Below are 23,112 nucleotides of genomic sequence, written 5' to 3'. Positions count from 1 at the left end.
CTCGCGAACGTCATTCCTTCACTCCGCCCCCGGTGATTCCCGCCGCGACGTAGCGTTGTGCCGTCAGCAGTAGGACGGCGGCGGGAATGGAGGCGAGTACCGCGGTGGCCATGACGCCGTTCCAGTTCGTCGTCTGGTTCCCCACGAAGCGATAGATCCCCACCGTGATCGGTTGAATGGTGTTGCCGGTGGTGAAGCTGACGGCGAACAGGAAGTCGGCCCAGGCGAACAGGAAGCTGAACAGCCCTGCCGTGATCACCGCGTTGCGGCACACCGGTAGCACCACGGAGCCGAAAGTGCGCCACTGGCCGCAACCGTCGACCCGGGCCGCCTCGATCAGCTCACCGGGGACGCCGCTCATGAAGGTGCGCAGTATCAGCACCGCGAACGGTACGGTCAGCGTCGAATCGGCGAGGATCATGCCGGGATAGCTGTCCAGCAGCCCGACCCCGCTGAAGATCGGATACAGCGAGTTGGCCATCACGATGCCGGGAACCATCTGCACCAGCAGCACGACCAGCACCAGTGCGAGCGTGCCGCGCAGCCGGAACCGCGCGAGGGCGTAGGCGGCCGGTGCGCTCACCAGCAGCGTGAACACCACGGTGCCCAACGCGATCACCAGGCTGGTCACCAGATGCGAGCCCTGGGTGCGGAGGGCCTCGGCATAGCCGCTCCAGGTCGGGTCGAACGGGAACCAGGCGGGCGGTGTCCGCAGCAACGCGTCGCTGCTCTGCAGCGAAACGTTGATCATCCAGTAGACCGGTGCCAGGAACACGAGCACCAGCAGGACTCCGACCACGGTGTTGCCGACGCGTCGCGTGGTAGTCATCCTCGCTCCCCCTGTGAGCTGAACGTGTTCCGGATGGAACGCAGGTACAACAACGCGAACACCAGCGCGATCACGATGAGTAAGTTGCCCACCGCCGCTCCCTGCCCGAAGTCGAACTCCTCGAACGACAGGGCGAACGACCAGGTGGTCAGCGTTTCACTGGCGTTCGCGGGGCCACCGCCGGTGAGAATCATGATCATGTCGAACACCTTGAGGGTGTAGATCAGCCCCAGCATCAGCACGATGGCGATCACGGGGCGCAGCAGCGGAAGGGTGATCATCCGGAACCGTTGCCACGGTCCCGCCCCGTCCAGGGCGGCGGCCTCGTAGAGCGAAGCGGGTACGGCCTGCAGTCCGCTGTGCAGGATGACCAGGTTGAACGGCACCCCGACCCAGATGTTGGCGATGATCGCCGAGGTCAGTGCGTACTGGGTGCTGGAGAGCCAGGGGATCGGATCCGAGATCAGGTGCAGCCCCAGCAGCAGCTGGTTGAGCACCCCGAACCCCTCGTCGTAGATCCAGCGGAACACCGCGCCGGAAACAACCAGCGGCAACAACCACGGCAGCAGCATCAGGCCGCGCAACGTCCCGCTGAGCGGGAAACGCCGCTGGAAGAACACCGCGAGCCCCAGCCCGATCACGAACTGGAACAACAACGATCCCGCGGTGAACAGGGCCGTGTTCAGCACCGCTCTGCCGAAGATCGGATCGGTGACCAGCGCGATGTAGTTGTCCAGCCCCACGAACGGGGAACCGCCCTCGTAGAACGAGGCGACGGTCCACTCCTGGAAGCTCATCGTCAGGTTCCGCAGTACCGGATAGCAGAAGAACAGCAGGAGGAACAGCATCATCGGCAGGACGAAGGTCCACTGGACCAGACGCTCGCCGTGGCCGCCCGGTTTCCGGTTGGCGTGTCGCGGCCGACTGGTTCCGCTCGTCGTTCGCGTATTCGTCGTCATGGCAACCATCCACTCGACACCGTCGACGTCAGTCCGCGTTCGCCGCGATGCGTGCCGCCCGTTCCAATGCTTCTCGCGGACTGGTCGATCCCGCGATCGTGGCCTGGATCGCGTCGGCCAACCCCTGTGAGACCTCGCGGTAGCGCGGTCCCAGCTCGGCGGTGCGGGCCCGGCCGGTTGCCACCTCCTCGACGAACGGTTTCATGACCGGACGGTCCGCGGCGTACTGCTCGGCCACCTTCGTGCGCCCCGGTACGTAGGCGTGGTCGCTCGTCCAATCCAGCATGTTGTCCCGCTCGAGCATGCAGCCCAGCACCCGAGCGGCATCGCGCTGCCGCTCCGGGGTCGTCTCCGGGATCGCGCCGACCTCACCACCCAGCGGCACCTTCGGGGCGATGTCCGTACTCGGCGTCGGGAGCGTGACGATGCCGTAGTCCACCCCGGAATCATCCAATGAGGACAACGACCAGGAACCGTTGATCATCATCGCGGCGTTTCCACCGGCGAAGCGGTCGATGACGTCGTTCTGGTTCCAGTTGACCACCGATCTCGATGCCAGGCCGTCCTCGACCAAACCGGACCAGAACTCCAGCGCCTCGACGGACCGCCGCGAGTCCAGGGAATCGAGCGAGCCTCCGTTGCTCCACAGGAAGGGCTCGAACTGCCAGGATCCCTCTTCGGAGGCGAGCGCCGAGAACGCGATTCCGTGGGTCGAGCCCTCGGTCAACTCCCTGGCCGCGCTTCGCATCTCCTGCCAGGTTTCCGGCGGCTCCAGGCCGGCCCGTTCGAACATGGTGCGGTTGTAGAACAGCGCGAGCCCGTTCACCCCGGGTGCCAGGCCGTAGAGCTTTCCCCGGTAGCTGCCGGCCTCGACGATGCCGGGGTAGAACCCCTCGCCGCTGAGCCCGTACTGGCTCAGCTCGGTGAGCGCTCCCGTTTTGGCCACGGTCTTCAGATCGGGGTTGTCCACGAACAGCAGATCGGGAAGGGAATGGGCCGTGGCGTCCCGGAGGACCTTGGGCATGAGCTGATCGACCGGGACGTTCTGCCTGCGGATGCGCAGCCCGAACCGTTTGGCGCACCGGTCCAGCACCGAACGGAACTGGCGACCTGCCTCGGCGCTGGTGTAGTGGTCGAGCTCGACGACCACGTCAGCGGGCCGGGAGCTCACCCCGCCCGTGCAGCCCGCGGTGACCAACAGCAGCGCCAGGCCGAAGGTGACCATCCTGGCTCTCGAACGGGGCCACCGGGGACCGCGTGCCCCGTGCCCGTCCGAGCCCGCCGTGGCCCTTCCGCTTTCCGCCGAACGGTCGATTCCGCTTCCTCCGAAGCGAGGTTGTCGAAGCGGTTCGATTATGCTTGTCGGTAATCGCACCGTTGCCACCTTCTTCCGGTCCCGTGGCGTTCCTGTCGGTCGCGAGGTGCCGTGGTTCCGTCGCCTCGTTCGCTCGGGTGAGTGCGCGAGGCCCGGAGCCCGCGTTCCCGCTCGCTCGGGCGTCACCGGCACGTTCTTCTCGCCGCTGGGGCGGAAGCTCAACGGCGCTCACGTCGGTGGGAGGTTTCGGTGTCCGCGAAACCTGTCGTGGCGGGTGCGTCCAGCGGTGAACACCCCGACCCGCACGGTCGCCCGTGTCCTCCGGGATGAACCGCTCTCCGCCGGCGTCGGAGGACGTGGTGCTCATCGGTGTACCGGCTTGTCGGGCGAGATCGGCGACCGTTGGCATAAGTTGTTCTCATCCGCACCGAACGAACTTCCGCTTTTCGAAGCGCTTCGACAGCACAGTAGACAGTGATCGGTATCACGTCAATGGAGAGTCGTGTCGAATGGCGCTGGGCGTCGACCGATCGCTCGTCCGGAAACGCGTCACGACTCAGGCAGAGCCGTTGGAGCCACCGGACCACCGTGGAGCGGCCGGTGGCTCCGTGAGCCGGAGGAGGCGCCGTTCGTCGAGCAGCTGAGCGCCGGAGGTGGGAGTGCGGTGCGTCAGCTCGGGAAAGGCCGTCGCCGGGTCACACCCGCCCCGCGTCGAGAGGTGTGATCACACCGCGGTCTCCGAGGAACCCGACTTCGACGTGAGCTGGGTGACCACGGCCAGCGTCCCCATGACCGCCACGGTGGCCAGCCCGATGGCGAGCGAGGGAACCGTGTGACCGAGTACCAGGCCGATGACACCGATCACGACCAGCCCCGTCGCCGCCACGTAACGGGCACGGGCCACCGAACCGGTTCGTGAGCGCAGGAACAGGATGTTGCCGGCCAGATAGACCAGTGGACCCCCCACAGTGGTCAGCACCACCGCCGGGTCGGTCTCGGCATGGCTGATGCGCAGTTCGATCGAGACGGCCACGACGATCGCACCCGCCACCATCAGCGCGTGGGCGTAGGCGAACGCCGAACGCAGCGCACTGGTGCTCGCGTCGCCCCGACTGGCCTGCGTGTCCTGCCCGGCCAGCGCGAAGTAGGCCCACCACAGCACGAACAGGCCGACGAAACCGAGCAACGTGGCCACGACCGCGCGGACGGTGATCGGTTCCAGTTCGGAGAGCGTGAACCCCATGATCAGGATGGACTCACCGAGCGCGATGATGAACACACCACGGTTGCGCTCGGCGAGATGCTCCGGGTCGGTGGGCCAGGTGTGCATCGGCGCCGCTCCCAGCCCGGGGAAGCGGAACTCGAATCGTGGCGCCGCCACGTCCACGACCAGCGCGACCAGCCAGACGACCAGTCGTGCGGTGGGGTCGAGAAACGCGCCGACGAGCCAGAGCACGCCTGCCGAAGCGCTCCAGGCGAGCAGGTTCGTGTAGTTCTTCCCGAGTACGTGCCCACGCAGCGCCACGGCCATGAACGCCGCGCGCCCGACCTGGGCGCCCACGTAGCAGGCGGCGAACAACAGGCCGTCCTCGGCGAAGGCGTGCGGCAACCCGAGCGACATGCCCAGCGCGGCGAGCATCAGCAGTCCGTTGAGGACCCGTACGAGCCCACTGCTCGGATCCAGCCAGTTCATCGCCCAGGCCGAGTAGTTCCAGGCCCACCACACGGCCCCGAAGAGCAGGGCCACTTCCAGCACTCCCAGCCAGCTCAGGTGGGACAGCAGTGTGTGCGACACCTGGACGATCGCGAAGACGTATACCAGGTCGAAGAAGAGCTCGATCGGCGCGACCTCGGAGCGCCGCGCACCCTCCTGACGCATCAGACGTGGTTGTGGTCGTGCTGCTGGCGGGGGAGTGGGCTCCTGCTGGCTCACTGGGTCCTTCCCGAAGTCGGTCCGCTCGTGTCAACTGGCATTCTAAATCGCTCCCGGCATCGGCCCGGACACCTGCGGAGCCCGCCGTGTCTCCGTCGTCCTCGCGGTCTCCGACTCCCACGCATCGCTCACCGCCGTGCCGAGTGGCCCGTGGTGGTGTCACCCTGCTGGCCGAGCTCGGTGATGGTCGTTACCGGCTTGCCGGTCTGCGAGCGCGCCACAAGGCGGTGCATGCCGGGTAGCCGGGACAGACCGAGCACGATCCGGCGCAGTGTCAGTTGCGCGGTCGTGTGTGGCAGGAACCAGCGCACGCCGCCACGCGCGGTCCGCTGCTTCTCCTCGACCACCGGTCGCCACACCCGTTCGTAGTCCCCGAGTCCGTCCTCGATCGATGCGGCACGCCGCAGTCGGTCGGCGAGTACGTACGCACCGGCCAGCCCCAGTGAGGCACCCTGGCCAGCCAGCAGCGACACGGCGTGGCAGGCATCACCGACCAATGCCACGCGACCGCTGTGCCAGCGGGGCGTCTCGATCTGCGCGACCTGGTCGTAGTACACATCCTCGGACGGCGGGCAATGCGCCAGCGCCTCGGGAACGAGCCACTCCAACGAACCGTAGTTGTCGAGCAGCGCGGCGTGGCGGTCGGTGGGCAGCGTGGGATCGCCCGTGCGGTGGACGGCGAACACCGCGACCCTGTCGTCGCGCAGACCGTACAGCCCGATCTGGCGGTCGACGGTGTCGGTGAGGCAGTAACGATTCTCCAGACGGGCGCGGATCTCTGGGGCGTGGAAGGTGAACGCGGCGGTGTGGAAACCGAGATACCGCAGGTGGTTTCGTTCGTCGCCGAACACCAGCGTTCGTACCGTGGAATGAACACCGTCCGCGCCGACCAGCAGGTCCGCGTGCAGCACCCGACCGTCGCTCAGCGTCACGCTCACCCCGTCGGAACGGTTGTCGACGTGAACGGGACCGACCGAGAACCGAAGGTCCACTTCGGTGGGAAGGCTTTCCCGCAACGCCAGTTCCAGATCCGGACGCGGGATGTTCACCATGCGACTGTTCACCGCCCGGGAGAACCGCTCGAAGTCGAGCCGAGCGCGGGTCCGGCCGTTCCGGTCGACGAGACACGCCTCCGAGACCTGGTAGCCGAGTTCGTGCAATCTCGGCAGTAATCCCATCGCCTCGGCGGCGTCGTAGCCGGGACCGAAGAAGTCCATCATGTAGCCCTGTGTGCGCGGACCGGGTGCCCGTTCCAACAGCACCACGTGCCAGCCCAGACTGTTCAGTCGTCGCGCCAGGGTGAGTCCGGCGATGCCCGCTCCGCAGATGATCGCTTTCACGAGCGGTCTCCCTTCTCGGTGCTCGCGTCGCCGTCGGCGGTTTCGTCGTGTCGGTCGCCCTCGCCGTCGTGCTCGGTGGTGAGCAGCCTGCGCAGCACGGCTCGTACGGTCCCGGTGGTAAGCGCGGGGTTCAGGGCGCGGTGCATCACCAGGCCGTCGAGGCTCGCGACCACTACCGCGGCGGTGGCTTCGGCGTCGGTGATGCCGTGTTCGGTGAATCGGTCGGTCAGTGCCGTGCGAAGCTCGGTGAGCACGGCGCTGATCCGCTCCCGCAAGCCGGGATCGCGGGTGGCGGCGAGGTACGCCTCCACGAACAGCACCGATTCCGGATCGCTTCCACCGTAGGAATCCAGCGCGGCGAGCAGAGTCGTCAGTGCTTCGTCCGCGCTACTCACCTGTTCGAGGGCTGTCTTGAGCCACGCGGTTGCCGCACGCATCGTCCCGACGGCCGTTTCCGTCAGCAGCGCGTCCACCGAGTCGAAGTGGTAGTGCACTGTTCCGGCGGTCACTCCGGCCCGTTCGGCCACCACGCGAGTGCTCACCCCGTTCCAACCGCGTTCGGTGATCAGCTCCGCCGCCGCGCGCAGCAACCGTTCGCGCGCCTCGCGTCCTCGCTCCTTAGCCGTCGCGGCCATGTCGTCACCACCTGTTTCGCCCGTTTCGGGCAATCGCCTTGGGCAGTTGCCCAATTTCGACCGTACATCTCGGCGTGCCACCCGGTCGAGGGACGTCCGGCGCCCGATGCGCGGCTCCGTCGAAATGCTTTGCTCGACACGTACCGGCCGGTATACGTTGTCCCGCGTGGGAAAACGCCGGAAAGGTGAACACGGAATGCAGAGCAAGGGGAGTAATTCGGGGATGAAATGCACTTCGACGAAAACGACGTGGTGACTTCGGTCCATTTGGATGTCGATGCCGACACGATCACCGAAGCACTGGACAGATCTTGTTCGATCGCCGAGATGTTGGAGTGCTCGACGCTTCGTGTGGAATCTAGAGGACTCGAGGGTGGCTGGCCGGATTACAGCTCCGTAGTTACTTCGGTGACGTCCCGTGATTCTCGGTCCTCGATCGGCGATTCGTTCCTCGCCGCCGCTTATCCGGCTCTCGAGAAGTTCAGTTTCTCGGAAGACCGGTACAGCATCATCGGGGACGAGGAAGAGGACGAGAGCGAGGTCTTCGCCGATCTCGTGGCACCACCTCGGTTCTTTCCGGAAATGGGTGTGACCGTGTCCTCGGTATCGGGTTTAATCGCGAAGCACGCACGTGCGGATTACCCGGAAGCGGATTACCCGTTCCGGAGCCGTGAGACCTACGATTCGGGGCGGGTGCATTCGGTGTTCGCGGATGCCGCCGACCAGCCGGACGAGGTGGTGGTTCGTACACAGCTGTGGCTCGCGGCCGCGGATCTGACCACGGCCGTAGGATTGCTACGCCAGCCGCTGTACGAATGGGGCGGGCAGGCGGTCGAACTACTACCGGCCGGTGCTCGTGCGGAGGACGGTTATCACGCGGCATTGCTCGGCACCGTCGCGAGCGGCGCGAGTACGACTCGGGAAGAGCTGGTGCTGGCCGCGGGACGGGATACGGCCCGCTTCTTCGGGATTCCGGAGGACAGTGCCATCGTCGAACAGTGGCCCCGGGAATCGATCGGAGTGGTGCGGAACCCACGAGCTCGGGGGAATTCGACGGGTGCCCGGTGGTTCGAGGGGATCTACGTGCGGCTCGGTGCCGATCCGCTCGGAATCGTCGACAACAGCACCTCGCGATTCGAGTCGGATGAGGACCCCGAGGAGGACGACCTGCCGGAGGGCGACCTCACCGATGAGCAGCTATCCGAATTCGTCGAAGTGTCCAGTGGCTTGCGGGATGTCCTGGGGCAGGTCTGGCTCGTTGTCAGCGCCGAGGTGCGTTGCTCCCGGGGCGCTGTTGCCGAGAACGCGCTTCGGAACCTGCTGGACGATATCCGGCCACGTGTCTCGACCGAGAAGACATGGCTGATTCCCGAGGAGACATGTACGAGTGATGCCGGTAAGTACCGAGCACAGGCGTCGATGCATACCTTCGAAAGGGATCACCGTCGGGTGCTGGACGGACTGATGAACACACTCGATGACGGGATGTGGCGCAGCTCGACCCGCCCCTGGGGAACGGATACGAACGAGGAAACAGTGATTCGCTGGAGCCCGTTCGAAGCCACGGGCGAAGGGGACATAACCGAGTTGACCGTGCGTGCGGTGTACGGACCACCGAAGTGGCTGTGGGAACAGTGCTTCGAGGAGCTATGAGCTTCGGGAGGCTGTACAACTGACTGAGTTCGCATCCCCACTGGTCAAGCGGCCCTATGATCTTCGGGCACGCCGCCGTGTCCAGCTGGCTGGCCGCCGGAGTGCCACTCACCCAGGTGGCCGAATGAGCCGGACACAGCGTCAGCGTGCTCCTCCAGATCTACGTCGAGGTACTGACCGGGTAGGAAGAAGCGGCACGAAACCGGATTCAGAAGTTCTTGGAGGAACTGGGCGATACATAAGGCGAAAACTTTGCCGTGTATGTGCCGTGAACATCCGCACAGACCCGCACCGAGCCGGGAACAACCGCAGAATTCGTAATCGGCCGCTCACGCACGAGCGGCCGAGTTCGGGGTCGTCAGGGAGCTGTCAGAACAGGCGCAGGATGGTGATGCGCAGGGTTTCGTCGTGGAGTGCGAACACGATCAGTATGGCGCCGTTGTCAGCGGTGGTGCTCCATCGGTCCGTCTTCTTGTCGTATCTGCTGTCGTCCCGAGGGTTTTCCGCGATCTGCTCCATGCGCTTGTCGACGGCTTTGCGCTGCTTGGTTGGCAGAGCCCGATATGCTTCTCGGGGAACATCGCTCCATTGGATGAAGTGACGAGCCATCAGTTCTCCTCCGGAGTCGTGTTTGCCTCGACCTTTTCCCGTTTGCCGTCGGGGGTCTCCCACCACAGGTTGCCGTTGTCGTCGGTGCGCCACAGGTTGCCGTGTGCGTCCTCGCGCCATTCGAGACCGGTTTCGTCGACTCGGATCAGTCCGGAGAAGTCACCGCGGTCGGCGCGGGCTTTGATCGCTTCTTCTTCCTCGGTGGGTGGGTATTCGGCGAGGATGGCCGTGCCCCACCAGTCGTCGAGCACGGTGTCGATGTGGCCGGTGTTGTAGTCCTCGGCGACTTTTCGCAGCGCTTCCTGGAAGTCGCGGTCAAACTCGGCACGTCGTTGCGGGTCGGTGCGGTCCAGGGCCTCGCGGATGCACCGGGCTTCACGTGGGAAGGGGGGAGCCAAGCCTTTCTCCTTTCATGGGGTTTCAGCGAGGGCAGGGGGACAAGCAGAAGTTGTCGAGTTCAGGTGGTCTGTTCGGCCAGCGGGATCCTGGTGTACTCCTGGCAGGTGGGCGACTGCACCCAGTCGAGTTCACTGGATTGGGGCATGGGGCACGGGACGTCGCACACCGACGTCTCGGTGGTGCGCCCGTCCCACTGTTCGCCCCGGAAAGCGTGGCGGGCCCAGCGATAACCGGTTCTGTCCGGAACCGGCAGCCAGTAGTGATGCGTTTGTGTCGTCGTCACAAGGTCGCTCCGTGGGCTTCCATCTGGGGGTGAGCGTGGGCAAGTGCAGATAGGCGTCGAAGCACTAGGGGCAGAACTGCTGGGTGTGGCGCATCCGGGTGCCGGAGTTCGGGGGAGCTGTGCGGGAGCCGTGACCGCTGAGCGTGTCGATCGGCCCGCCCTCTTCCGGAGGCTGCGTCAACGTCGCGTGTTGAAGCCATTCCCCTCGGGGCGTGAACCGGTAGGCCGTATGCCTGTCCTCCGGCGGGTCCATGTCGAGCATGTCGTGCTCCATCTCCTCCAACACCGACCGGGTCAGTCCCGGTCGATGTGCGCCGTTGCCGCTTTCATCACTTCCAGCATCGGCACGGTGAGGGGGTATCCCAATTCCAACTCGGGGTTCTCATGGTGAGAAGATCACGCTCGTGTGGAACTCGCTCAACGTTCCTGAACCGGTGTGGAAACGCGACGACCTGCGGAAAGCGTGCCGCGATCGTGACGTTGGAGAGCTCTTCCGCGTGTTGCAACGTTCGGCTGGAGCTACGCAGTCTCAGCTTTCCAGTGCCACTGACATCCTTCAAGGGCGTATCAGTGAGATCGTGAATGGTTCACGTCGAATTACCGCCTTCGGCGTCTACGAACGCATCGCCGATGGTCTGAATATGCCTGACGAGGTGCGAGTTCTGTTCGGGTTGGCACCAGTACGTCCTTTGGGAGTGGATCACCTGGGAACAGCTGGCCAAGCGGAACTGCTGGCGACGTTTCCATCACAGTCCAATGCCGTCTCGGATGTTCAGCGGGCAGCTGCCACCGCGAGCATGATAGAGATCGTGGCGGTGCGCGGACTGGGCATTGTCGCGATGAATGACTCCCTGCTTCGGTCAGTCGTCAGTCGTGGTTGCCCGACAGTGAGTGCTATGTTGCTTGACCCGAATGGCGAAGCAGCGCAGCGTCGTGCCAGAGAGGTCGGCGAGAGCTGGGGAGTGTTCAAATCAGGTATAGAGTTCAGCGTCGCGCGTCTCGAAGAGCTGAGCACGCACACTGATGTGCGAGTGTATTTCTACGACATGCTCCCGACTTGGCGAGTGCTGACTCTGGACGATGTTCAGTTCGTGTCCGCCTTCGGTGAGAACCACGAGGGACACACTTCACGCATGTACAAGATTGCGGAAAGTTCGCACGGCGCGTTACACCGAGGCTTTCGCAGGTTCACCCATGAACTGCGCAACCAGGCCGTTCGGATCGTGTAGGGAGTCACCGTGGCAGTAGAGGCCGAACTGAAAGCACATGTCCGTCATCCGGATGCGGTACACGAGCGACTGGCCTCGCGCGCTGAGGAACAGGTGCAGACCTACCGGGATCGGTACTTCGACCAGCCGACCGGAGAACTAACCGCCCAAGACTACGAGGTGCGGCTGCGGACCGTGGAGGATGAATGCTCCGCGAAAACCGTGTTGACCTTCAAGGAACCCGCCGTGCACACCAGCGGCTCCAAACCCGAGTACGAGACCGAGGTTGCCGATGGGGCTTCTGTAGCAGCGCTGTTGAGCGGTCTCGGACTTATCGAACGAATCGCGTTCAGCAAGCACTGCCGCAACTACCGGTTCACCGAAAGCGGCTACGAGCTGCTCGCGACTCTGGTGCACGTTCCCGAGCTGGAGGGAACCTTCCTCGAAGTCGAAACCCAGGTCGGGCGGACCGAGGACGTCCCAGCCGGCTTGGCGGTGGTACGCGCGGTCCTGAACTCGTTGGGCATCGTCGAGGACGATCTCACCACCGAGCAGTACACCGATGCGGTGGCGGCACGACGGACCCGGACAGCCAACGTCGAGTGATCTACATCAAGCCCCGGCCTGCCACGGTCGGGGACTTGACGTGTGTATGAGGACGTGGACTCGTCCCTCCTCGTGTCCGGAGAAGAACACTCACAGGGTCATTTCTTCCCCGGCGGAGCGGGGTTGCCGTATTCCGGCCATTTCGCGGTGGTGCGGACGGTGTAGCCGCAGTACGGGCAGCGCAGTCGCATCATTCGGGTGCCCTGCTTGTTCGGGCCCGAATGCGGCTTGCCGAGGGAGGGTTTGCCGTCGGGGCCGACGGGGTTCTTGCCGTGGGCCTTGACGGTGTCGAGTTCGCCGTGCGAATACTCGCCCAAAGTCACGGCCAGAGTCATCATCTCCGTGGCTGCTGTGGCGTGGTCCCGGGGTCCGGGGGCGAGTACTCCTCAGCGGGCCCCGAGGCGGGCCGCGGCTGCTCCTGCGGCAGTGGACCTCGGAAGTGCGGGTTTCGCACCGGGTGCTGCAACTGCTGGTTCTGCCCCATGTCGAGTCCTGCCGTGATGCGCAGCTGCTTGGCGGTGCAGTCCACCGCGACGAAATGCGTGGAGGTGACGCGATCACCGGGCAGGAACGTTGTTGGCAGCGTGGGCGCGTCGACGTCCATGTGAAGCTCCGCGCTGCCCACGTGGATGCGGGACTCGGACACGCCGAGGGCCGAGCGTTCCTCGCCGCTGTTGTTGGTCACGTCCATGTCGAAGGCCACGAACCGCTGACCTTCGGGCGAAGGCGTGGCGTTACCCAGCGAGTTGGTAGAAGCTTCAGAGCGCACGTTGTGGACCTTGAACGTGACCCCGTCGACCGTGCCGCGTTTCATGGCGACCCCGAGCGGGGCGAGCAGCAGTGAGGTGCGCCACTGTACGACTCGTCAGGCACTGAGTGTAAGAGTTTGACAGATGTCGGTCATGGAGAAGGCCAGCTTGGACCGACATCTGGATCTTTGAAGTGCTGAAAGAGGGCGGAAAAAGGGAGTTGGATCTCCTGCGGGGTCTTCCATAGCCCTGTGAACTGCGATGAAAGGTGCCCCCGGTCCGACTCGAACGGACACTACACGGATTTTGAGTCCGCCGCCTCTGCCTATTGGGCTACGGGGGCCGCTACTGCGTACAGCATACGACAGGGGTGATCATCGCTCTGCGGCGGGGTGGGCGGCCCTCTTCGTGCCCCGAGGTCGGGGCTCCGCCATCCGATGAGGCTCGGCCGGACCCGCCGCTCCGTCCGGCGGGATCCTCCTTCGGCTCGCCCACCTGGCGTGCCCGACGCGAGGTTCCGCTTCCGCGCCCCTGCCGCTGTGGTGGGGGTGCGCAGGACGATAAGCTGCAGGCTCCGATGCGACCGCATCGGCAGACCCGAGACTCATCCAGGAGGACCCGGTGACCACGCCGGCTGCCGAGGAGCCGAACGCGGCGAGTGCGACGAACGCTACTCAGCACCGTGTGCTCGTAGCCGAGGACGAGGCGCTGATCAGGCTCGATCTGGTGGAGATGCTTCGCGAGGAGGGATATCAGGTCGTCGGTGAGGCCGGTGACGGCGAGGAGGCGGTGCGGCTCGCCGAGGAACTGCGTCCCGATCTGGTGATCCTGGATGTCAAGATGCCGAAGATGGACGGCATCGAGGCCGCTTCCTCCATCGCGGGTGAGCGCATCGCCCCCGTGGTGATCCTCACCGCCTTCAGTCAGCGCGACCTCGTGGAGCGGGCCAAGGACGCCGGAGCCATGGCCTACCTGGTCAAGCCCTTCGCCAAGCGGGACCTGGTCCCTGCCATCGAGCTGGCGGTCTCCAGGTTCACCGAGGTGCAGGCACTGGAGGCCGAGGCCGCCAGTCTCTCCGAGCGGCTGGAATCGCGGAAGACGATCGAGCGCGCCAAGGGCCTGCTGATGAGCAACCACGACATGTCCGAGCCCGAGTCGTTCCGCTGGTTGCAGCGAACCGCCATGGACCGGCGCACCACCATGAAGGCGGTCGCCCAGGCCGTGCTCGACAGCATGTCCTCGGAGGAGTGAGCCCGCGCACGACCCCGCAGTGGTCCGAGCGAGCGGATCCCCCGCGGGGACGGGACTGCCCAAGGTTTCGCGGCTAGCGCGACCCCGCCAGGTTCCGGAACGGCCCCGCCGTCGCGGAACGCGGCGTTCCGCGGGCCGCCGCTTCAGTTCGCGGGCGGTTTGTCGCGCAGAACGCAGGTCAACCGTGCCGAGCAGGTGCGTTTGCCGTGCTCGTCGGTGATGACGATCTCGAACGTGGCCGTGGCGCCACCCCGGTGCAACGGCGTCGCCACCCCGGTCACCGTTCCCTCGGTCGCTGCCCGGTGGTGCGTGCAGGACAGTTCCAACCCCACCGCGATCCGGTCCGCTCCCGCGTGCAGTGCCGCCGCGATGGAGCCGAGCTGCTCGGCCAGTACCGCGTTGGCGCCGCCGTGCAGCAGTCCGTAGGGCTGCCGATTTCCCGCCACCGGCATGGTTCCGACCACACGATCAGGGGCATACTCGGTCACCGCTATGCCCATCCGACTGCCCAGTTGTTCCTCGGGCGGAACCGTCGCCGCCGCCTCCAGCGCTTCCGCGCCGTTCAGCGACGTGATATCGGTGTTCTCGGTCACTGTTCACACTCCTGCCCTGCGCGCGACCTCTGTCGGGGGGTAAGCCTAGACTCGCATGCCGTGATGGCATCCGAGCACCGACGCCTGCTGCTGATCGACGGCCATTCCATGGCCTACCGAGCGTTCTACGCACTGCCCAAGGAGAACTTCCAGACGGGCACCGGACAGCACACCAACGCGGTCTACGGCTTCACCTCGATGCTGATCAACCTGCTACGGGACGAGCAGCCCACACACCTCGGGGTGGCCTTCGACGTGTCGCGGCAAACCTTCCGGTCCGAGACCTTTCCGGACTACAAGGCCAACCGCGGTTCGACGCCGGAAGAGTTCCGCGGCCAGGTGAGTCTGATCCAAGAAGTGCTCGGTGCGCTGAACATACCGGTCCTGAGCAGGGAGAACTACGAGGCCGACGACGTTATCGCGACCCTGACCGGACAGGCTGTGGAATCCGGCTTCGGGGTCAGTATCTGTACCGGTGACCGGGACGTGCTGCAGCTGGTCAACCGGGACGTTACCGTGCTCTATCCCAGCAAGGGCGTCTCCGAGATGACCCGTTTCACGCCCGAGGCGGTCGAGGAGAAGTACGGGCTCACCCCGGTGCAGTACCCCGATTTCGCCGCGTTGCGCGGCGATCCGTCCGACAACCTTCCCAAGATCGACGGTGTGGGCGAGAAGACGGTCACCAAGTGGATACAGCAGTTCGGCTCGCTGTCCGACCTCGTCGACAGGGCCGACGAGGTCAAGGGCAAGGCCGGGGAGAAGTTGCGGGACAACATCGCTCAGGTGCTGCTCAACCGGCAGCTGACTCAGCTGGTCGACGATGTCGCGCTCGATTCCGGGCCCGAGGACCTGCGAATGGGGCAGTGGGACCGCGACGCGGTGCACCGGGTGTTCGACGATCTGGAGTTCCGGGTACTGCGTGACCGACTGTTCGCCACGCTGTCGACCGAGGAGCCGGAGGTCGTCGAGGGTTTCGAGGTGGCCGGCGGGATCGTCGAGCCCGGTACGCTGCGCACCTGGCTGGAGCGTCACGCGTGGGACGGTTCGCGCGTGGGCCTGGCCTGTTCCGGGAGTTCGTCCCGCAGCGGCGGTGATCTCGTCGGAATCGCCGTGGCCAGCGCTGCCGGGCAGGGAGCCTACGTCGACGTCACCGCGATGACCTCGGACGACGACGCGGCTTTCGCGGAGTGGTTGGCCGATTCGGCCGTGCCCAAGGCCGCGCACGACGTGAAGGGGGCGCTGCACGCGATCCGCGACCGCGGCTGGTCGCTCGGTGGGCTCAACAGTGACACGGCACTGGCCGCCTACCTGGTCCGTCCGGGACAGCGTTCCTTCGACCTTCCCGACCTCGTGGTCCGCTACCTGCAGCGCGATCTCACCGTCGACCAGGGCGACGGCAGTGGTCAGCTCTCGCTGCTGGAGGACGAACAGCAGGTCAGGGAGAACGCGGCAGCAGCGGAACTGACCCGGGCGAAGGCGGTCCTGGAACTGGCCGACGCGCTGGACCAGCAGCTGCGTGCGATCGAGAACCACGGGCTGCTCACCGATCTGGAACTGCCGCTGCTGCTGGTGCTGGCCGATCTGGAGACAGCCGGGATCGCGGTCGATCAGGATCGGCTCACCGAACTGGGGTCCCGGTTCTCCGCGCGGGTCAAGCAGGCGGCCGAGGACGCGTACGCCGTGATCGGCAAGGAGATCAATCTCGGTTCGCCGAAACAGCTCCAGACCGTGCTGTTCGACGAGCTGGGCATGCCCAAGACCAAGCGCACCAAGACCGGTTACACCACCGACGCGGAGGCGTTGCAGGGGCTCTACGAGAAGACCGAACACCCCTTCCTGCGGTACCTGCTGGAGCACCGGGACGCCACCAAGCTCAAGACCACGGTGGAGGGGTTGGACAAGGCGGTGGCTTCCGACGGTCGGATCCACACCACGCTGAACCAGATGATCGCCTCCACCGGAAGGTTGTCCTCGACTGAGCCCAACCTGCAGAACATCCCGGTCCGTACCGAGGAGGGACGCCGCATCCGCGAGGTGTTCGTGGTGGGGCGCGACTACGAGACCCTGCTGACCGCGGACTACAGCCAGATCGAGATGCGGATCATGGCTCACCTCTCCGGTGACGAAGGGCTGATCGAGGCGTTCCGCACCGGCGAGGACCTGCACAACTACGTCGCGGCGCAGGCTTTCGGGGTTCCCATCGACGAGGTCGACCAGGAACTGCGCCGGCGGGTCAAGGCCATGTCCTACGGCCTGGCCTACGGACTGTCCGCCTACGGGCTCGCCCAGCAGCTGCAGATCTCCAACGAGGAGTCCAAGCAGCAGATGGAGGCCTACTTCGCCCGCTTCGGGCGCGTGCGGGAGTACCTGCACGAGATCGTCGAGCGAGCGCGCAAGGAGGGCTACACCGCCACGATCCTGGGGCGGCGCCGGTATCTTCCGGACCTGACCAGCGACAATCGGCAGCGTCGCGAGATGGCCGAGCGCATGGCCCTCAACGCTCCCATCCAGGGCAGCGCTGCCGACATCATCAAGGTGGCGATGCTCGGAGTGCATCGCGCGTTGGCGGCGGAGGGGCTGGCCTCCCGCATGTTGCTGCAGGTGCACGACGAACTGATCATCGAGGTGGCCGAGGGCGAGACCGAGGCGGTTCGACGTGTGGTGCGGGAACAGATGACCTCGGCCGCCGAACTCGACGTTCCACTGGAGGTCTCGGTCGGTACCGGTGTCTCCTGGGACGCGGCCGCCCACTGATCGAAGTTTTTTCGGGTTGTCGGGGTGCTCGCTGGACGGAACCGCCTTCCGCGTCGCGGAGGGCGGCTTCCCCTACCGCTCCGGAGTGCGGTGGGCACACACTGAACCGTGTCGGCCTGCTGCTTCGGCGATCAACGGCTGCCGTTAGGCTGCCCTGGATTCATTGATGCGTCGGCGGTACCGGTTCCGTCGGGGATTCCGTCTGCTCACTCGATCAGGGGAAACGAATCGCCGGGGACCCGACGTAGTTGGACGACACGAGAAACCGCGGTGCCGACGCGTGGTGTTGGGGGAGTGTGCCTGGCGTCGGCGAAGGAGGATCATGATCAACGTCGACAGACTGGACCACCTGGTACTTACCGTGGCCGATGTCGATCGTGCGTTGGACTTCTACGAGAACATTCTCGGTATGGAGCCCGTGAAGTTCCAGGAGGAACGACGCGCGGTGCGTTTCGGACAGCAGACCATCAAACTGCACGCCGCCAGTGAACTGGTGGAGCCCACGGCCACCCACCCGGTTCCCGGGTCGGCGAATCTGTGCCTGGTGACCGGCGACGCGCTCGGTGACGTCCAGGAGCACCTGCGGGCCAACGACGTGCGGATCGAGGCCGGTCCCGTGGTCCGCACCGGCACCAACGGCCCCATAACCTCGTTGTACCTGCGCGATCCGGACGGCAACCTGATCGAGGTCGCCCGTTACGACGATCCCTCGCAGCGCTCCGAGCGGTGACGCCGTTCGGGCGGTGGTCCACTCGGGAGGCCACCGCCCGAACGGTTCGGTCATCGGTCACGCCCTGGTCCGCACCACGTCACAGGGCGAGCTCCGGACGAAGCCGTTTCGCGGTCCACACCCGTTGGCGTGCCGCTGCCGCCGTGCTCAGCAGCAGCCCCCCGACCAGGTAACTGCCCAGTACCAGTGCCGCGTGTGCCGCGTTGTCCGGCGAGCCGCCGTAGAGCAGCTGCCGCAGGCCGTCCACGACGTAGCTCAGCGGCAGTACGTGGTGCAGCGGATGCAGCAGTGCCGGTGTCGTCTGCCACGGGAAGGTTCCACCGGCGCTGACCAGCTGCAGCACCAGGAACACCAGCGCCAGGAACTTGCCGCGTGGTCCGAAGGCCGCGTTGAGCGAGTGCACCACGGCGGTGAACGCCAGCGAGGTCAGCACCAGCAACGCCAGCGTCGCCACCGGCCTGGCCGGCTCTATCCCGACCCCGAACCGCACGACCCCGTACAGCAGTACGGCCTGCACGGTTCCCACGATCGCCGCGGGTAGCCAGCCGCCGAGCGCGACGCGCCACGGGGCGACCCCTCCGGCCAGTGCCCGGTTGGACAGCGGCCGCAGCAGCAGGAACAGCACGAAACCGCCGATCCACAGCGCCAGCCCCATGAAGTACGGCGCGAGCCCGGCGCCGTAGCTGCCCGCACTGGTCTGCGCCCGTTCGCTCACCTTGACCGGGTCCCCGATGGTTTCGGCCGTGGCCTGCCGTGCTCCGCTGTCCGGGTTCGGGATCTCGTCCACCCCGCTCGACAACCTGTCGGCGAGTTCGTTCGACCCCGTCGCCAGTTCCGTCGAACCGTTGGCCAGCCTGCTCGTTCCCGCCGCCAGGTCGTCGGCGCCCCCGGCCAGCTCCTCCGTTCCGGAGACCGCACGCCGCTGGTTGTCCACGAGCTCGCCCAGCCCTCGGTCGAGTTCGCTCGCCCCGTCGGTGACACGCTGTGAGCCCTCGTCGAGCTTCTCGATGCCGTTGGTCAGTTCCGGGGCGGTGTCGGCCAGTCGGCGAGCCCCGCTCGCCACCCGCTCGGCACCGTCGGCGAGTTCGTTCACCCGGGAAACCCGCTGTTGCACCTGACTGTTGGTCTCGTCGAGCGGTTGGTTCAGTTCGTCCAGCGTGGCGGTGATCCGCTCGATCTCCTGTTCGTCGAGACCCAGCGCCCGCAGGCGGTCCGCGATCTTCTTGTTGGCCCCGTCCAGCTCGTCGACGATGTGTTGCGAGACGCCGCCGAGTCGTTCGGCCGTGGCGGCCAGTTCGGAGTTGCCCTCCGCGACCCGCTCGGCACCGTCGGCGAGCTCCTCGCTCTTGGCGGGAAGATCCGCGGTCTTCTCGCGCAGTTCGCCCGCTCCGTCGGCGAGCCGCTGACTGCCCGCGGAGATCCGGCCCGCGCCCTCCTCCAGCGTCGCGGCGCCGTCGGTCAACTTCCGTTGCGAGGTGAGCAGCTCGTGGGTGCCCGTCGACAGTTTCTCGGCGCCCTGCCTGGCGTTCTCCAATCCGGTGTCGAGATCGCCCGCTCCGTCGGCGAGATCTCCCGCCCCGTTGGCCGCCCGTGCTGTTCGGTCGTGCACCGTGCTCAGCCCGAGCAGCAGTTGGTGTGCCGCGTCACTGCCCGCATCTGCGGCCACCGACTCACGGATCCTGGTGGCCACGCGGTCGGCGATGGTGCCCACCAGATAGTTGTTCGCGTCGTTGGTCACCAGCCGCAGCCGGGCCTGCCTGGGGTCGAAATCGCTCGGCGACCGCAGTGCACGCGAGAAGTCCTCCGGAATCACCAGTGCGAACGTGTAGCGCCCCTCCGAGACACCGGTGGTCGCCCGTCGCTCACCGACCCGGTGCCAGTCGAAGTCCCCGGAATCGACGAGGCGGTCGTAGACCTTCTCGCCGGCGTTGAGTTCGCTGCCGTCCTCCGTTTCGGCCCCTTCGTCGTCGATCACGACGGCGGCGGGAACGGCGGACAGGCGTTCGTAGGGGTCGAGATTGGCGTAGATGTACATCGCGCCGTACAGCAGCGGTACGAGCGTGACCGCTACCAGGGCGAGTTTGGGTAATTTGCCGGAGGTCAGTCGACGGAGCTCGGTCCGAGCCAGCCGGAACGTGGTCATGCTGATTTCCTCAAAACGAGCCGGAGTCGGCGGGCGGGGCTGAATCGGCGGACGGTTCGGTTCGCGGCGGTGACGCCGGCTCGTCGTTGTCCGTGCCGATACGCGCGGGGAGGTGGTTGAGCTCGGTGGCGGTGTGCGGTGAGCACAGCGCGACGACGGCGTATCCCTGGGAGGCGGCCTCCTGCGCGGCGCTGTACCAGCGGACCGCCTCGCCGCCGTGCCGGTCCGGGCAGTCGAGCACGAGTGCCTCGACGCCACGAGCCTCGCGAGCCAGGTCCAGCAGCAGCCGCGTGCGGCAGTGCGGGGTGATCCGTTCGAATCTCAGGCCGGCCTGCTGTCGCAGACCGCGTTCCGCGAGCCAGTCGCGTACCGCCCGTCCGCCGAAACGCCGTCCGGCTATCCCGAGACCTTCGGCGACCACATCGCGCAGCTGGACACTGCCTTCCGGCTCGGTGACACCGGGCGCGTCGACGACGGCCACGGTTTCGCGCAGCTCGGCGGGGGCCCGGCGCCCGTTCCGGAGCACGGTTCCCGAGTCGGGGCGGAGTCTGCCCGCGAGCAGCAGGGCCAGTGCGGTGCGCCCGGATCTCGGCGGTCCTGACACCAGCAGCAGTTCTCCCGACGATGCCCGTAGGGAGGTCGGTTCGAGCAGTGTCCCGTGTGGCCCGGTGACTCCGGCGCCCGCTGCGAGGATTTCCACGACTCGGCGTGCCTTTCGCGTCAGCGACCGGCACCCCTCGCCGCGGCTCTCAGCGAAGCGCGGTTGCCGGTCTGATCTCCCAGAGTGTCCACAGCGGGCGATAGCCCCTGCGGTGCCAGAACACCGGGGACAACGGGTTCGCCGGGTTGTAGTAGAGATAGCTGCCCACCGCACCCGCGGCGGCGAAGTCGTCGTGGACCAACGACATCAGTTCTCGCCCGATGCCGGTGCCCCGCTCCTCCTCGCGTACCGAGAGGCAGTTGACGTAACCCCAGAGCCCGTTGCCGAGCCGGTGTCCACTGTGCTGGTTGTCCGCGTCGACCCAGCCGCACTCGGCCAGTCCGACCGGGTTTCCGTCCCGTTCGGCCAACCAGACCGGGTCGCCGGACGGCGCGCCGTCCGCGCGGCGAATCCCGCGTGGTCCGCTCTTCGCGCGCAGTCGGACCGACACGGCGTCGCGCTTGAGTCCGGCCGCGCCGGAGCGCGGAACGGAGGCACCGACGAGGGCGGCGTATTCGAGTTCGGCCATCGCCAGCTCCACCACACTGTCCACGTCGGCAGGCTCCGCCCGGCGCATTTTTACGGTACCAGACAGTTTCGTATCTACTGTAGCCACGGGCGTTCGTATCGCGAGGCACGACAAGGGGACGAAGCCGTGATCCAGCAGGGCGCGAGTCGCCGCCACGTCCCCGCTGGGCCAGGTGACCAGGCAGGAGGAGTCGTGCTCCGGTGCCCCCAGCTCGCCGAGCTGCCGTCGCAGCGCGTGCAGCAGTGCGTCCATGCCCTCGCCCGGGGCATCTCCCAGCAGTGGGAACAGCTCGTAGGTCTCGGTGGTCGACCACAGGCTCGCCAGCGAGCCCGGTGGTTGGGTGGTGTGTGCTGTCAGTCCCGCCACCGGTTCACCACCGCGCAACCGGGCCATCACCGGTTCACCGCCGCGCGGTAGCGGGTAGGCCTCCGGCAGTGCCGGATCCAACCGGCGAAACCTCGCCTGCTGAATTTCCAGTAGTTCCTGAGCGCTGGTCACGACCCTGCTGCGCTTCCTTCGTGAGGTTCCGGTGGTTGTGTGCCGTGGTCCGGTGGGGAAACACCGGTGCGGCGGGCGACGTCGGCTCGGTCGTTATGCCACGAGCTCGCACCTAAAGATCGCGGTTCCGGGCAGGGTTCTGCCGCGCAGCGGACTCCACTGCCCCCAGGTCTCGGTGAGATCGTCGGGCCATTCCGGTTCGACGAGGCCGCGGAGCCGGAACCCCGCGTCGTCGAGCTGGGTGATGTAGTCGCCCAGGGTTCGATGGTGCTCGACATAGGTGGCCCTGCCGGTGCCGTTTATCTCCACGTAGGGGCTGCGGTCGAAGTAGGAGCCGACGGCGGTGAGCCCGTCCGGACCGGGGTCGTCCGGGAACACCCAGCGAATCGGGTGCGTCACCGCGAACACCCACAGTCCCCCGGGGCGCAGCGTGCGCGCCACCTCACGCATGACGGCTCCCGAATCCGCCACGAACGGCACGCCGCCGAACGCGGAGCAGGCGATGTCGAACGAGTCGGACGCGAAGGGCAGCATGTCGGCACTGGCCTGCACCACCGGGACGTGGATCCCGCTGCGCTCGTTGCCCGCGAGGGCGTGCCCGAGCATGCCGCCGGAGATGTCGAGCCCCACCGGTCGTGCTCCCCGGGCGGCCAACCAGCGGGAGCAGGACGCCGCTCCGCAGCCGACCTCCAGTACGTGCGAACCCTCGACGTCGCCGAGGAGGCGCGCCTCGCGTTCCCTGAGTCGTTCCGGGCACCACACGAACTCCGCGTCGCCCAGGAACGGACCGTGTTCGGCCTGGTAGTCGTCCGCGTCGGCGTCCCACCACATTCTGCTCGCCGAACGGGACTCCGTAGCCCCGGCCGCGCGGTTGGCCACCCCGATCGTCCCGAGAATCCTCTCGGCGTTGCTGTGCTGGGACTCCGCCGCCTGCCCCGTCGGATCGGGTGCGGGATTGGTCACCATCGCCTCCCTGGGAATCGTGTGGTGTGCGGTGCGTGCCGGTGCCGACCGCTTTCGGGAACCGCCGGGCGATTTGCCCCACGATCGCCGAGACGGGTACGCTATCGCTCGCACCAGGGGTCTGTCTCCGTCAGGGCTCGTGTTACCGCACGGCGCCGGAACAGTCCGTTTTCGCGTGGTCCGTCCGCCTTCGGGATTCGTTCCGAAAGCGGTCATTCTCGGAAAAACACCGCGCGGGAAGCCACCGCACGTGCTGCTTCCCGCCGGAAGCTGCGGCTTCCGGACGGAAGTGGAACGTCGGTGTGGTCAACGGCGGTTCCCGTCGTTCCGTGGGGGGTGCCTCGGCGGTAGCGGGGGTGGTCCGTGCGGAGCCGATCCGGGTGCATGAGAACCTAGAGACTCGACAACCGACCTACCCGTACCGGAGCAACCC

23 protein-coding genes and 1 tRNA gene are annotated in these 23,112 nt (G+C 66.4%); 6 read left to right on the top strand and 18 right to left on the bottom strand.

Annotation, left to right across the window (positions count from 1 at the left end; all coding sequences use genetic code 11):
• Positions 1-10: 10 nt before the first annotated feature.
• The 6 genes from BM394_RS10940 to BM394_RS10915 all read right to left on the bottom strand — a co-directional run bounded on the left by BM394_RS10940 (position 11) and on the right by BM394_RS10915 (position 7,011).
• Positions 11-829 (bottom strand): carbohydrate ABC transporter permease, encoded by an 819-nt coding sequence (locus BM394_RS10940; protein WP_092977413.1) that lies wholly within the window; start codon positions 827-829, stop codon positions 11-13.
• The gene (locus BM394_RS10935; RefSeq protein ID WP_092977411.1) at positions 826-1,788 is read right to left on the bottom strand and encodes a carbohydrate ABC transporter permease; all 963 of its coding nucleotides are present in this window, start codon (positions 1,786-1,788) and stop codon (positions 826-828) included. Before BM394_RS10935 ends, BM394_RS10940 begins: the two co-directional genes overlap by 4 nt.
• A gap of 28 nt (positions 1,789-1,816) precedes the next feature.
• Positions 1,817-3,013, bottom strand: a complete 1,197-nt coding sequence (locus BM394_RS10930; RefSeq protein ID WP_092977409.1) for a sugar ABC transporter substrate-binding protein — start codon at positions 3,011-3,013, stop codon at positions 1,817-1,819.
• A gap of 814 nt (positions 3,014-3,827) precedes the next feature.
• On the bottom strand, positions 3,828-4,982 hold the full coding sequence (locus tag BM394_RS10925) for a low temperature requirement protein A (RefSeq protein ID WP_092977407.1): 1,155 nt from the start codon (positions 4,980-4,982) through the stop codon (positions 3,828-3,830).
• 182 nt (positions 4,983-5,164) lie between these two features.
• Positions 5,165-6,376: an FAD-dependent oxidoreductase gene (locus tag BM394_RS10920; RefSeq protein WP_092977405.1), complete on the bottom strand. Its 1,212-nt coding sequence runs from the start codon at positions 6,374-6,376 to the stop codon at positions 5,165-5,167.
• Positions 6,373-7,011 carry a TetR/AcrR family transcriptional regulator gene (locus BM394_RS10915; protein ID WP_092977403.1) on the bottom strand — a complete coding sequence of 213 codons (639 nt, stop codon included), beginning with the start codon at positions 7,009-7,011 and terminating at the stop codon, positions 6,373-6,375. The genes BM394_RS10920 and BM394_RS10915 overlap by 4 nt, the downstream gene beginning before the upstream one ends.
• A 228-nt stretch (positions 7,012-7,239) precedes the next feature.
• On the opposite strand from BM394_RS10915, the gene BM394_RS10910 reads away from it, so the two are divergent.
• Positions 7,240-8,664 (top strand): hypothetical protein, encoded by a 1,425-nt coding sequence (locus BM394_RS10910; RefSeq protein ID WP_092977401.1) that lies wholly within the window; start codon positions 7,240-7,242, stop codon positions 8,662-8,664.
• Between the two features lie 369 nt (positions 8,665-9,033).
• On the opposite strand, the gene BM394_RS22400 is transcribed toward BM394_RS10910, so the two are convergent.
• The 4 genes from BM394_RS22400 to BM394_RS10895 all read right to left on the bottom strand — a co-directional run bounded on the left by BM394_RS22400 (position 9,034) and on the right by BM394_RS10895 (position 10,241).
• Entirely contained in the window at positions 9,034-9,273 is a 240-nt protein-coding gene (locus tag BM394_RS22400) for a hypothetical protein (protein ID WP_130466958.1), read from the bottom strand.
• Entirely contained in the window at positions 9,273-9,671 is a 399-nt protein-coding gene (locus BM394_RS10905) for a DUF6247 family protein (protein ID WP_092977399.1), read from the bottom strand. The genes BM394_RS22400 and BM394_RS10905 overlap by 1 nt, the downstream gene beginning before the upstream one ends.
• A 59-nt stretch (positions 9,672-9,730) precedes the next feature.
• Positions 9,731-9,955 carry a hypothetical protein gene (locus tag BM394_RS10900; RefSeq protein WP_092977397.1) on the bottom strand — a complete coding sequence of 75 codons (225 nt, stop codon included), beginning with the start codon at positions 9,953-9,955 and terminating at the stop codon, positions 9,731-9,733.
• A gap of 64 nt (positions 9,956-10,019) precedes the next feature.
• On the bottom strand, positions 10,020-10,241 hold the full coding sequence (locus tag BM394_RS10895; protein WP_245780107.1) for a hypothetical protein: 222 nt from the start codon (positions 10,239-10,241) through the stop codon (positions 10,020-10,022).
• Positions 10,242-10,359: 118 nt separating this feature from the next.
• Here BM394_RS10895 and BM394_RS10890 point away from each other — a divergent pair, with 118 nt between their 5' ends.
• Together BM394_RS10890 and BM394_RS10885 are read left to right on the top strand one after the other, a co-directional pair.
• Positions 10,360-11,184 carry a helix-turn-helix domain-containing protein gene (locus BM394_RS10890; RefSeq protein ID WP_245780106.1) on the top strand — a complete coding sequence of 275 codons (825 nt, stop codon included), beginning with the start codon at positions 10,360-10,362 and terminating at the stop codon, positions 11,182-11,184.
• Between the two features lie 9 nt (positions 11,185-11,193).
• Entirely contained in the window at positions 11,194-11,769 is a 576-nt protein-coding gene (locus BM394_RS10885) for a class IV adenylate cyclase (RefSeq protein ID WP_092977395.1), read from the top strand.
• A gap of 98 nt (positions 11,770-11,867) precedes the next feature.
• On the opposite strand, the gene BM394_RS10880 is transcribed toward BM394_RS10885, so the two are convergent.
• The 3 genes from BM394_RS10880 to BM394_RS10870 all read right to left on the bottom strand — a co-directional run bounded on the left by BM394_RS10880 (position 11,868) and on the right by BM394_RS10870 (position 12,861).
• Positions 11,868-12,104 (bottom strand): hypothetical protein, encoded by a 237-nt coding sequence (locus BM394_RS10880; protein WP_092977394.1) that lies wholly within the window; start codon positions 12,102-12,104, stop codon positions 11,868-11,870.
• Positions 12,104-12,538: a hypothetical protein gene (locus BM394_RS10875; RefSeq protein ID WP_139235198.1), complete on the bottom strand. Its 435-nt coding sequence runs from the start codon at positions 12,536-12,538 to the stop codon at positions 12,104-12,106. The genes BM394_RS10880 and BM394_RS10875 overlap by 1 nt, the downstream gene beginning before the upstream one ends.
• Before the next feature lie 249 nt (positions 12,539-12,787).
• A tRNA-Leu gene (locus tag BM394_RS10870) sits at positions 12,788-12,861 on the bottom strand.
• 278 nt (positions 12,862-13,139) lie between these two features.
• Between BM394_RS10870 and BM394_RS10865 the strand changes: the two genes are divergently transcribed.
• The gene (locus BM394_RS10865; protein WP_092977390.1) at positions 13,140-13,769 is read left to right on the top strand and encodes an ANTAR domain-containing response regulator; all 630 of its coding nucleotides are present in this window, start codon (positions 13,140-13,142) and stop codon (positions 13,767-13,769) included.
• 143 nt (positions 13,770-13,912) lie between these two features.
• Here the strand turns inward: BM394_RS10865 and BM394_RS10860 are convergent, their stop codons facing one another.
• On the bottom strand, positions 13,913-14,281 hold the full coding sequence (locus BM394_RS10860) for a PaaI family thioesterase (protein WP_425427656.1): 369 nt from the start codon (positions 14,279-14,281) through the stop codon (positions 13,913-13,915).
• 144 nt (positions 14,282-14,425) lie between these two features.
• Between BM394_RS10860 and polA the strand changes: the two genes are divergently transcribed.
• Together polA and BM394_RS10850 are read left to right on the top strand one after the other, a co-directional pair.
• Positions 14,426-17,116: a DNA polymerase I gene (polA, locus tag BM394_RS10855; RefSeq protein WP_092977386.1), complete on the top strand. Its 2,691-nt coding sequence runs from the start codon at positions 14,426-14,428 to the stop codon at positions 17,114-17,116.
• A 322-nt stretch (positions 17,117-17,438) separates the two neighbouring features.
• The gene (locus BM394_RS10850; protein ID WP_092977384.1) at positions 17,439-17,846 is read left to right on the top strand and encodes a VOC family protein; all 408 of its coding nucleotides are present in this window, start codon (positions 17,439-17,441) and stop codon (positions 17,844-17,846) included.
• Positions 17,847-17,925: 79 nt separating this feature from the next.
• Here BM394_RS10850 and BM394_RS10845 read toward each other — a convergent pair whose 3' ends face one another.
• From BM394_RS10845 to BM394_RS10830, 4 genes are all read right to left on the bottom strand, one after another.
• Complete coding sequence (locus BM394_RS10845) at positions 17,926-19,989, bottom strand: YhgE/Pip domain-containing protein (RefSeq protein ID WP_092977382.1); 2,064 nt, start codon at positions 19,987-19,989, stop codon at positions 17,926-17,928.
• A 10-nt stretch (positions 19,990-19,999) separates the two neighbouring features.
• Positions 20,000-20,593: a hypothetical protein gene (locus BM394_RS10840; RefSeq protein ID WP_217643450.1), complete on the bottom strand. Its 594-nt coding sequence runs from the start codon at positions 20,591-20,593 to the stop codon at positions 20,000-20,002.
• A gap of 145 nt (positions 20,594-20,738) precedes the next feature.
• The gene (locus BM394_RS10835) at positions 20,739-21,716 is read right to left on the bottom strand and encodes a GNAT family N-acetyltransferase (RefSeq protein WP_092977380.1); all 978 of its coding nucleotides are present in this window, start codon (positions 21,714-21,716) and stop codon (positions 20,739-20,741) included.
• A 93-nt stretch (positions 21,717-21,809) separates the two neighbouring features.
• Positions 21,810-22,679: a class I SAM-dependent methyltransferase gene (locus BM394_RS10830; RefSeq protein WP_245780105.1), complete on the bottom strand. Its 870-nt coding sequence runs from the start codon at positions 22,677-22,679 to the stop codon at positions 21,810-21,812.
• Positions 22,680-23,112 lie beyond the last annotated feature (433 nt).

This window comes from Actinopolyspora lacussalsi subsp. righensis, from assembly GCF_900116555.1.
GTDB lineage: Bacteria > Actinomycetota > Actinomycetes > Mycobacteriales > Pseudonocardiaceae > Actinopolyspora > Actinopolyspora lacussalsi.
The sequence above is the reverse complement of the archived record's forward strand: the minus strand, read 5'-3'. Positions and strand labels throughout refer to the sequence as shown.

Excerpts from the sequence above, each read along its gene's own strand:
- BM394_RS10940 (WP_092977413.1), bottom strand. The coding sequence starts at position 829 with ATGACTACCACGCGACGCGTCGGCAACACCGTGGTCGGAGTCCTGCTG.
- BM394_RS10935 (WP_092977411.1), bottom strand. The coding sequence starts at position 1,788 with ATGACGACGAATACGCGAACGACGAGCGGAACCAGTCGGCCGCGACAC.
- BM394_RS10930 (WP_092977409.1), bottom strand. The coding sequence starts at position 3,013 with ATGGTCACCTTCGGCCTGGCGCTGCTGTTGGTCACCGCGGGCTGCACG.
- BM394_RS10925 (WP_092977407.1), bottom strand. The coding sequence starts at position 4,982 with ATGCGTCAGGAGGGTGCGCGGCGCTCCGAGGTCGCGCCGATCGAGCTC.
- BM394_RS10915 (WP_092977403.1), bottom strand. The coding sequence starts at position 7,011 with ATGGCCGCGACGGCTAAGGAGCGAGGACGCGAGGCGCGCGAACGGTTG.
- BM394_RS10910 (WP_092977401.1), top strand. The coding sequence starts at position 7,240 with ATGCACTTCGACGAAAACGACGTGGTGACTTCGGTCCATTTGGATGTC.
- BM394_RS22400 (WP_130466958.1), bottom strand. The coding sequence starts at position 9,273 with ATGGCTCGTCACTTCATCCAATGGAGCGATGTTCCCCGAGAAGCATAT.
- BM394_RS10880 (WP_092977394.1), bottom strand. The coding sequence starts at position 12,104 with ATGACTCTGGCCGTGACTTTGGGCGAGTATTCGCACGGCGAACTCGAC.
- polA (WP_092977386.1), top strand. The coding sequence starts at position 14,426 with ATGGCATCCGAGCACCGACGCCTGCTGCTGATCGACGGCCATTCCATG.
- BM394_RS10850 (WP_092977384.1), top strand. The coding sequence starts at position 17,439 with ATGATCAACGTCGACAGACTGGACCACCTGGTACTTACCGTGGCCGAT.
- BM394_RS10845 (WP_092977382.1), bottom strand. The coding sequence starts at position 19,989 with ATGACCACGTTCCGGCTGGCTCGGACCGAGCTCCGTCGACTGACCTCC.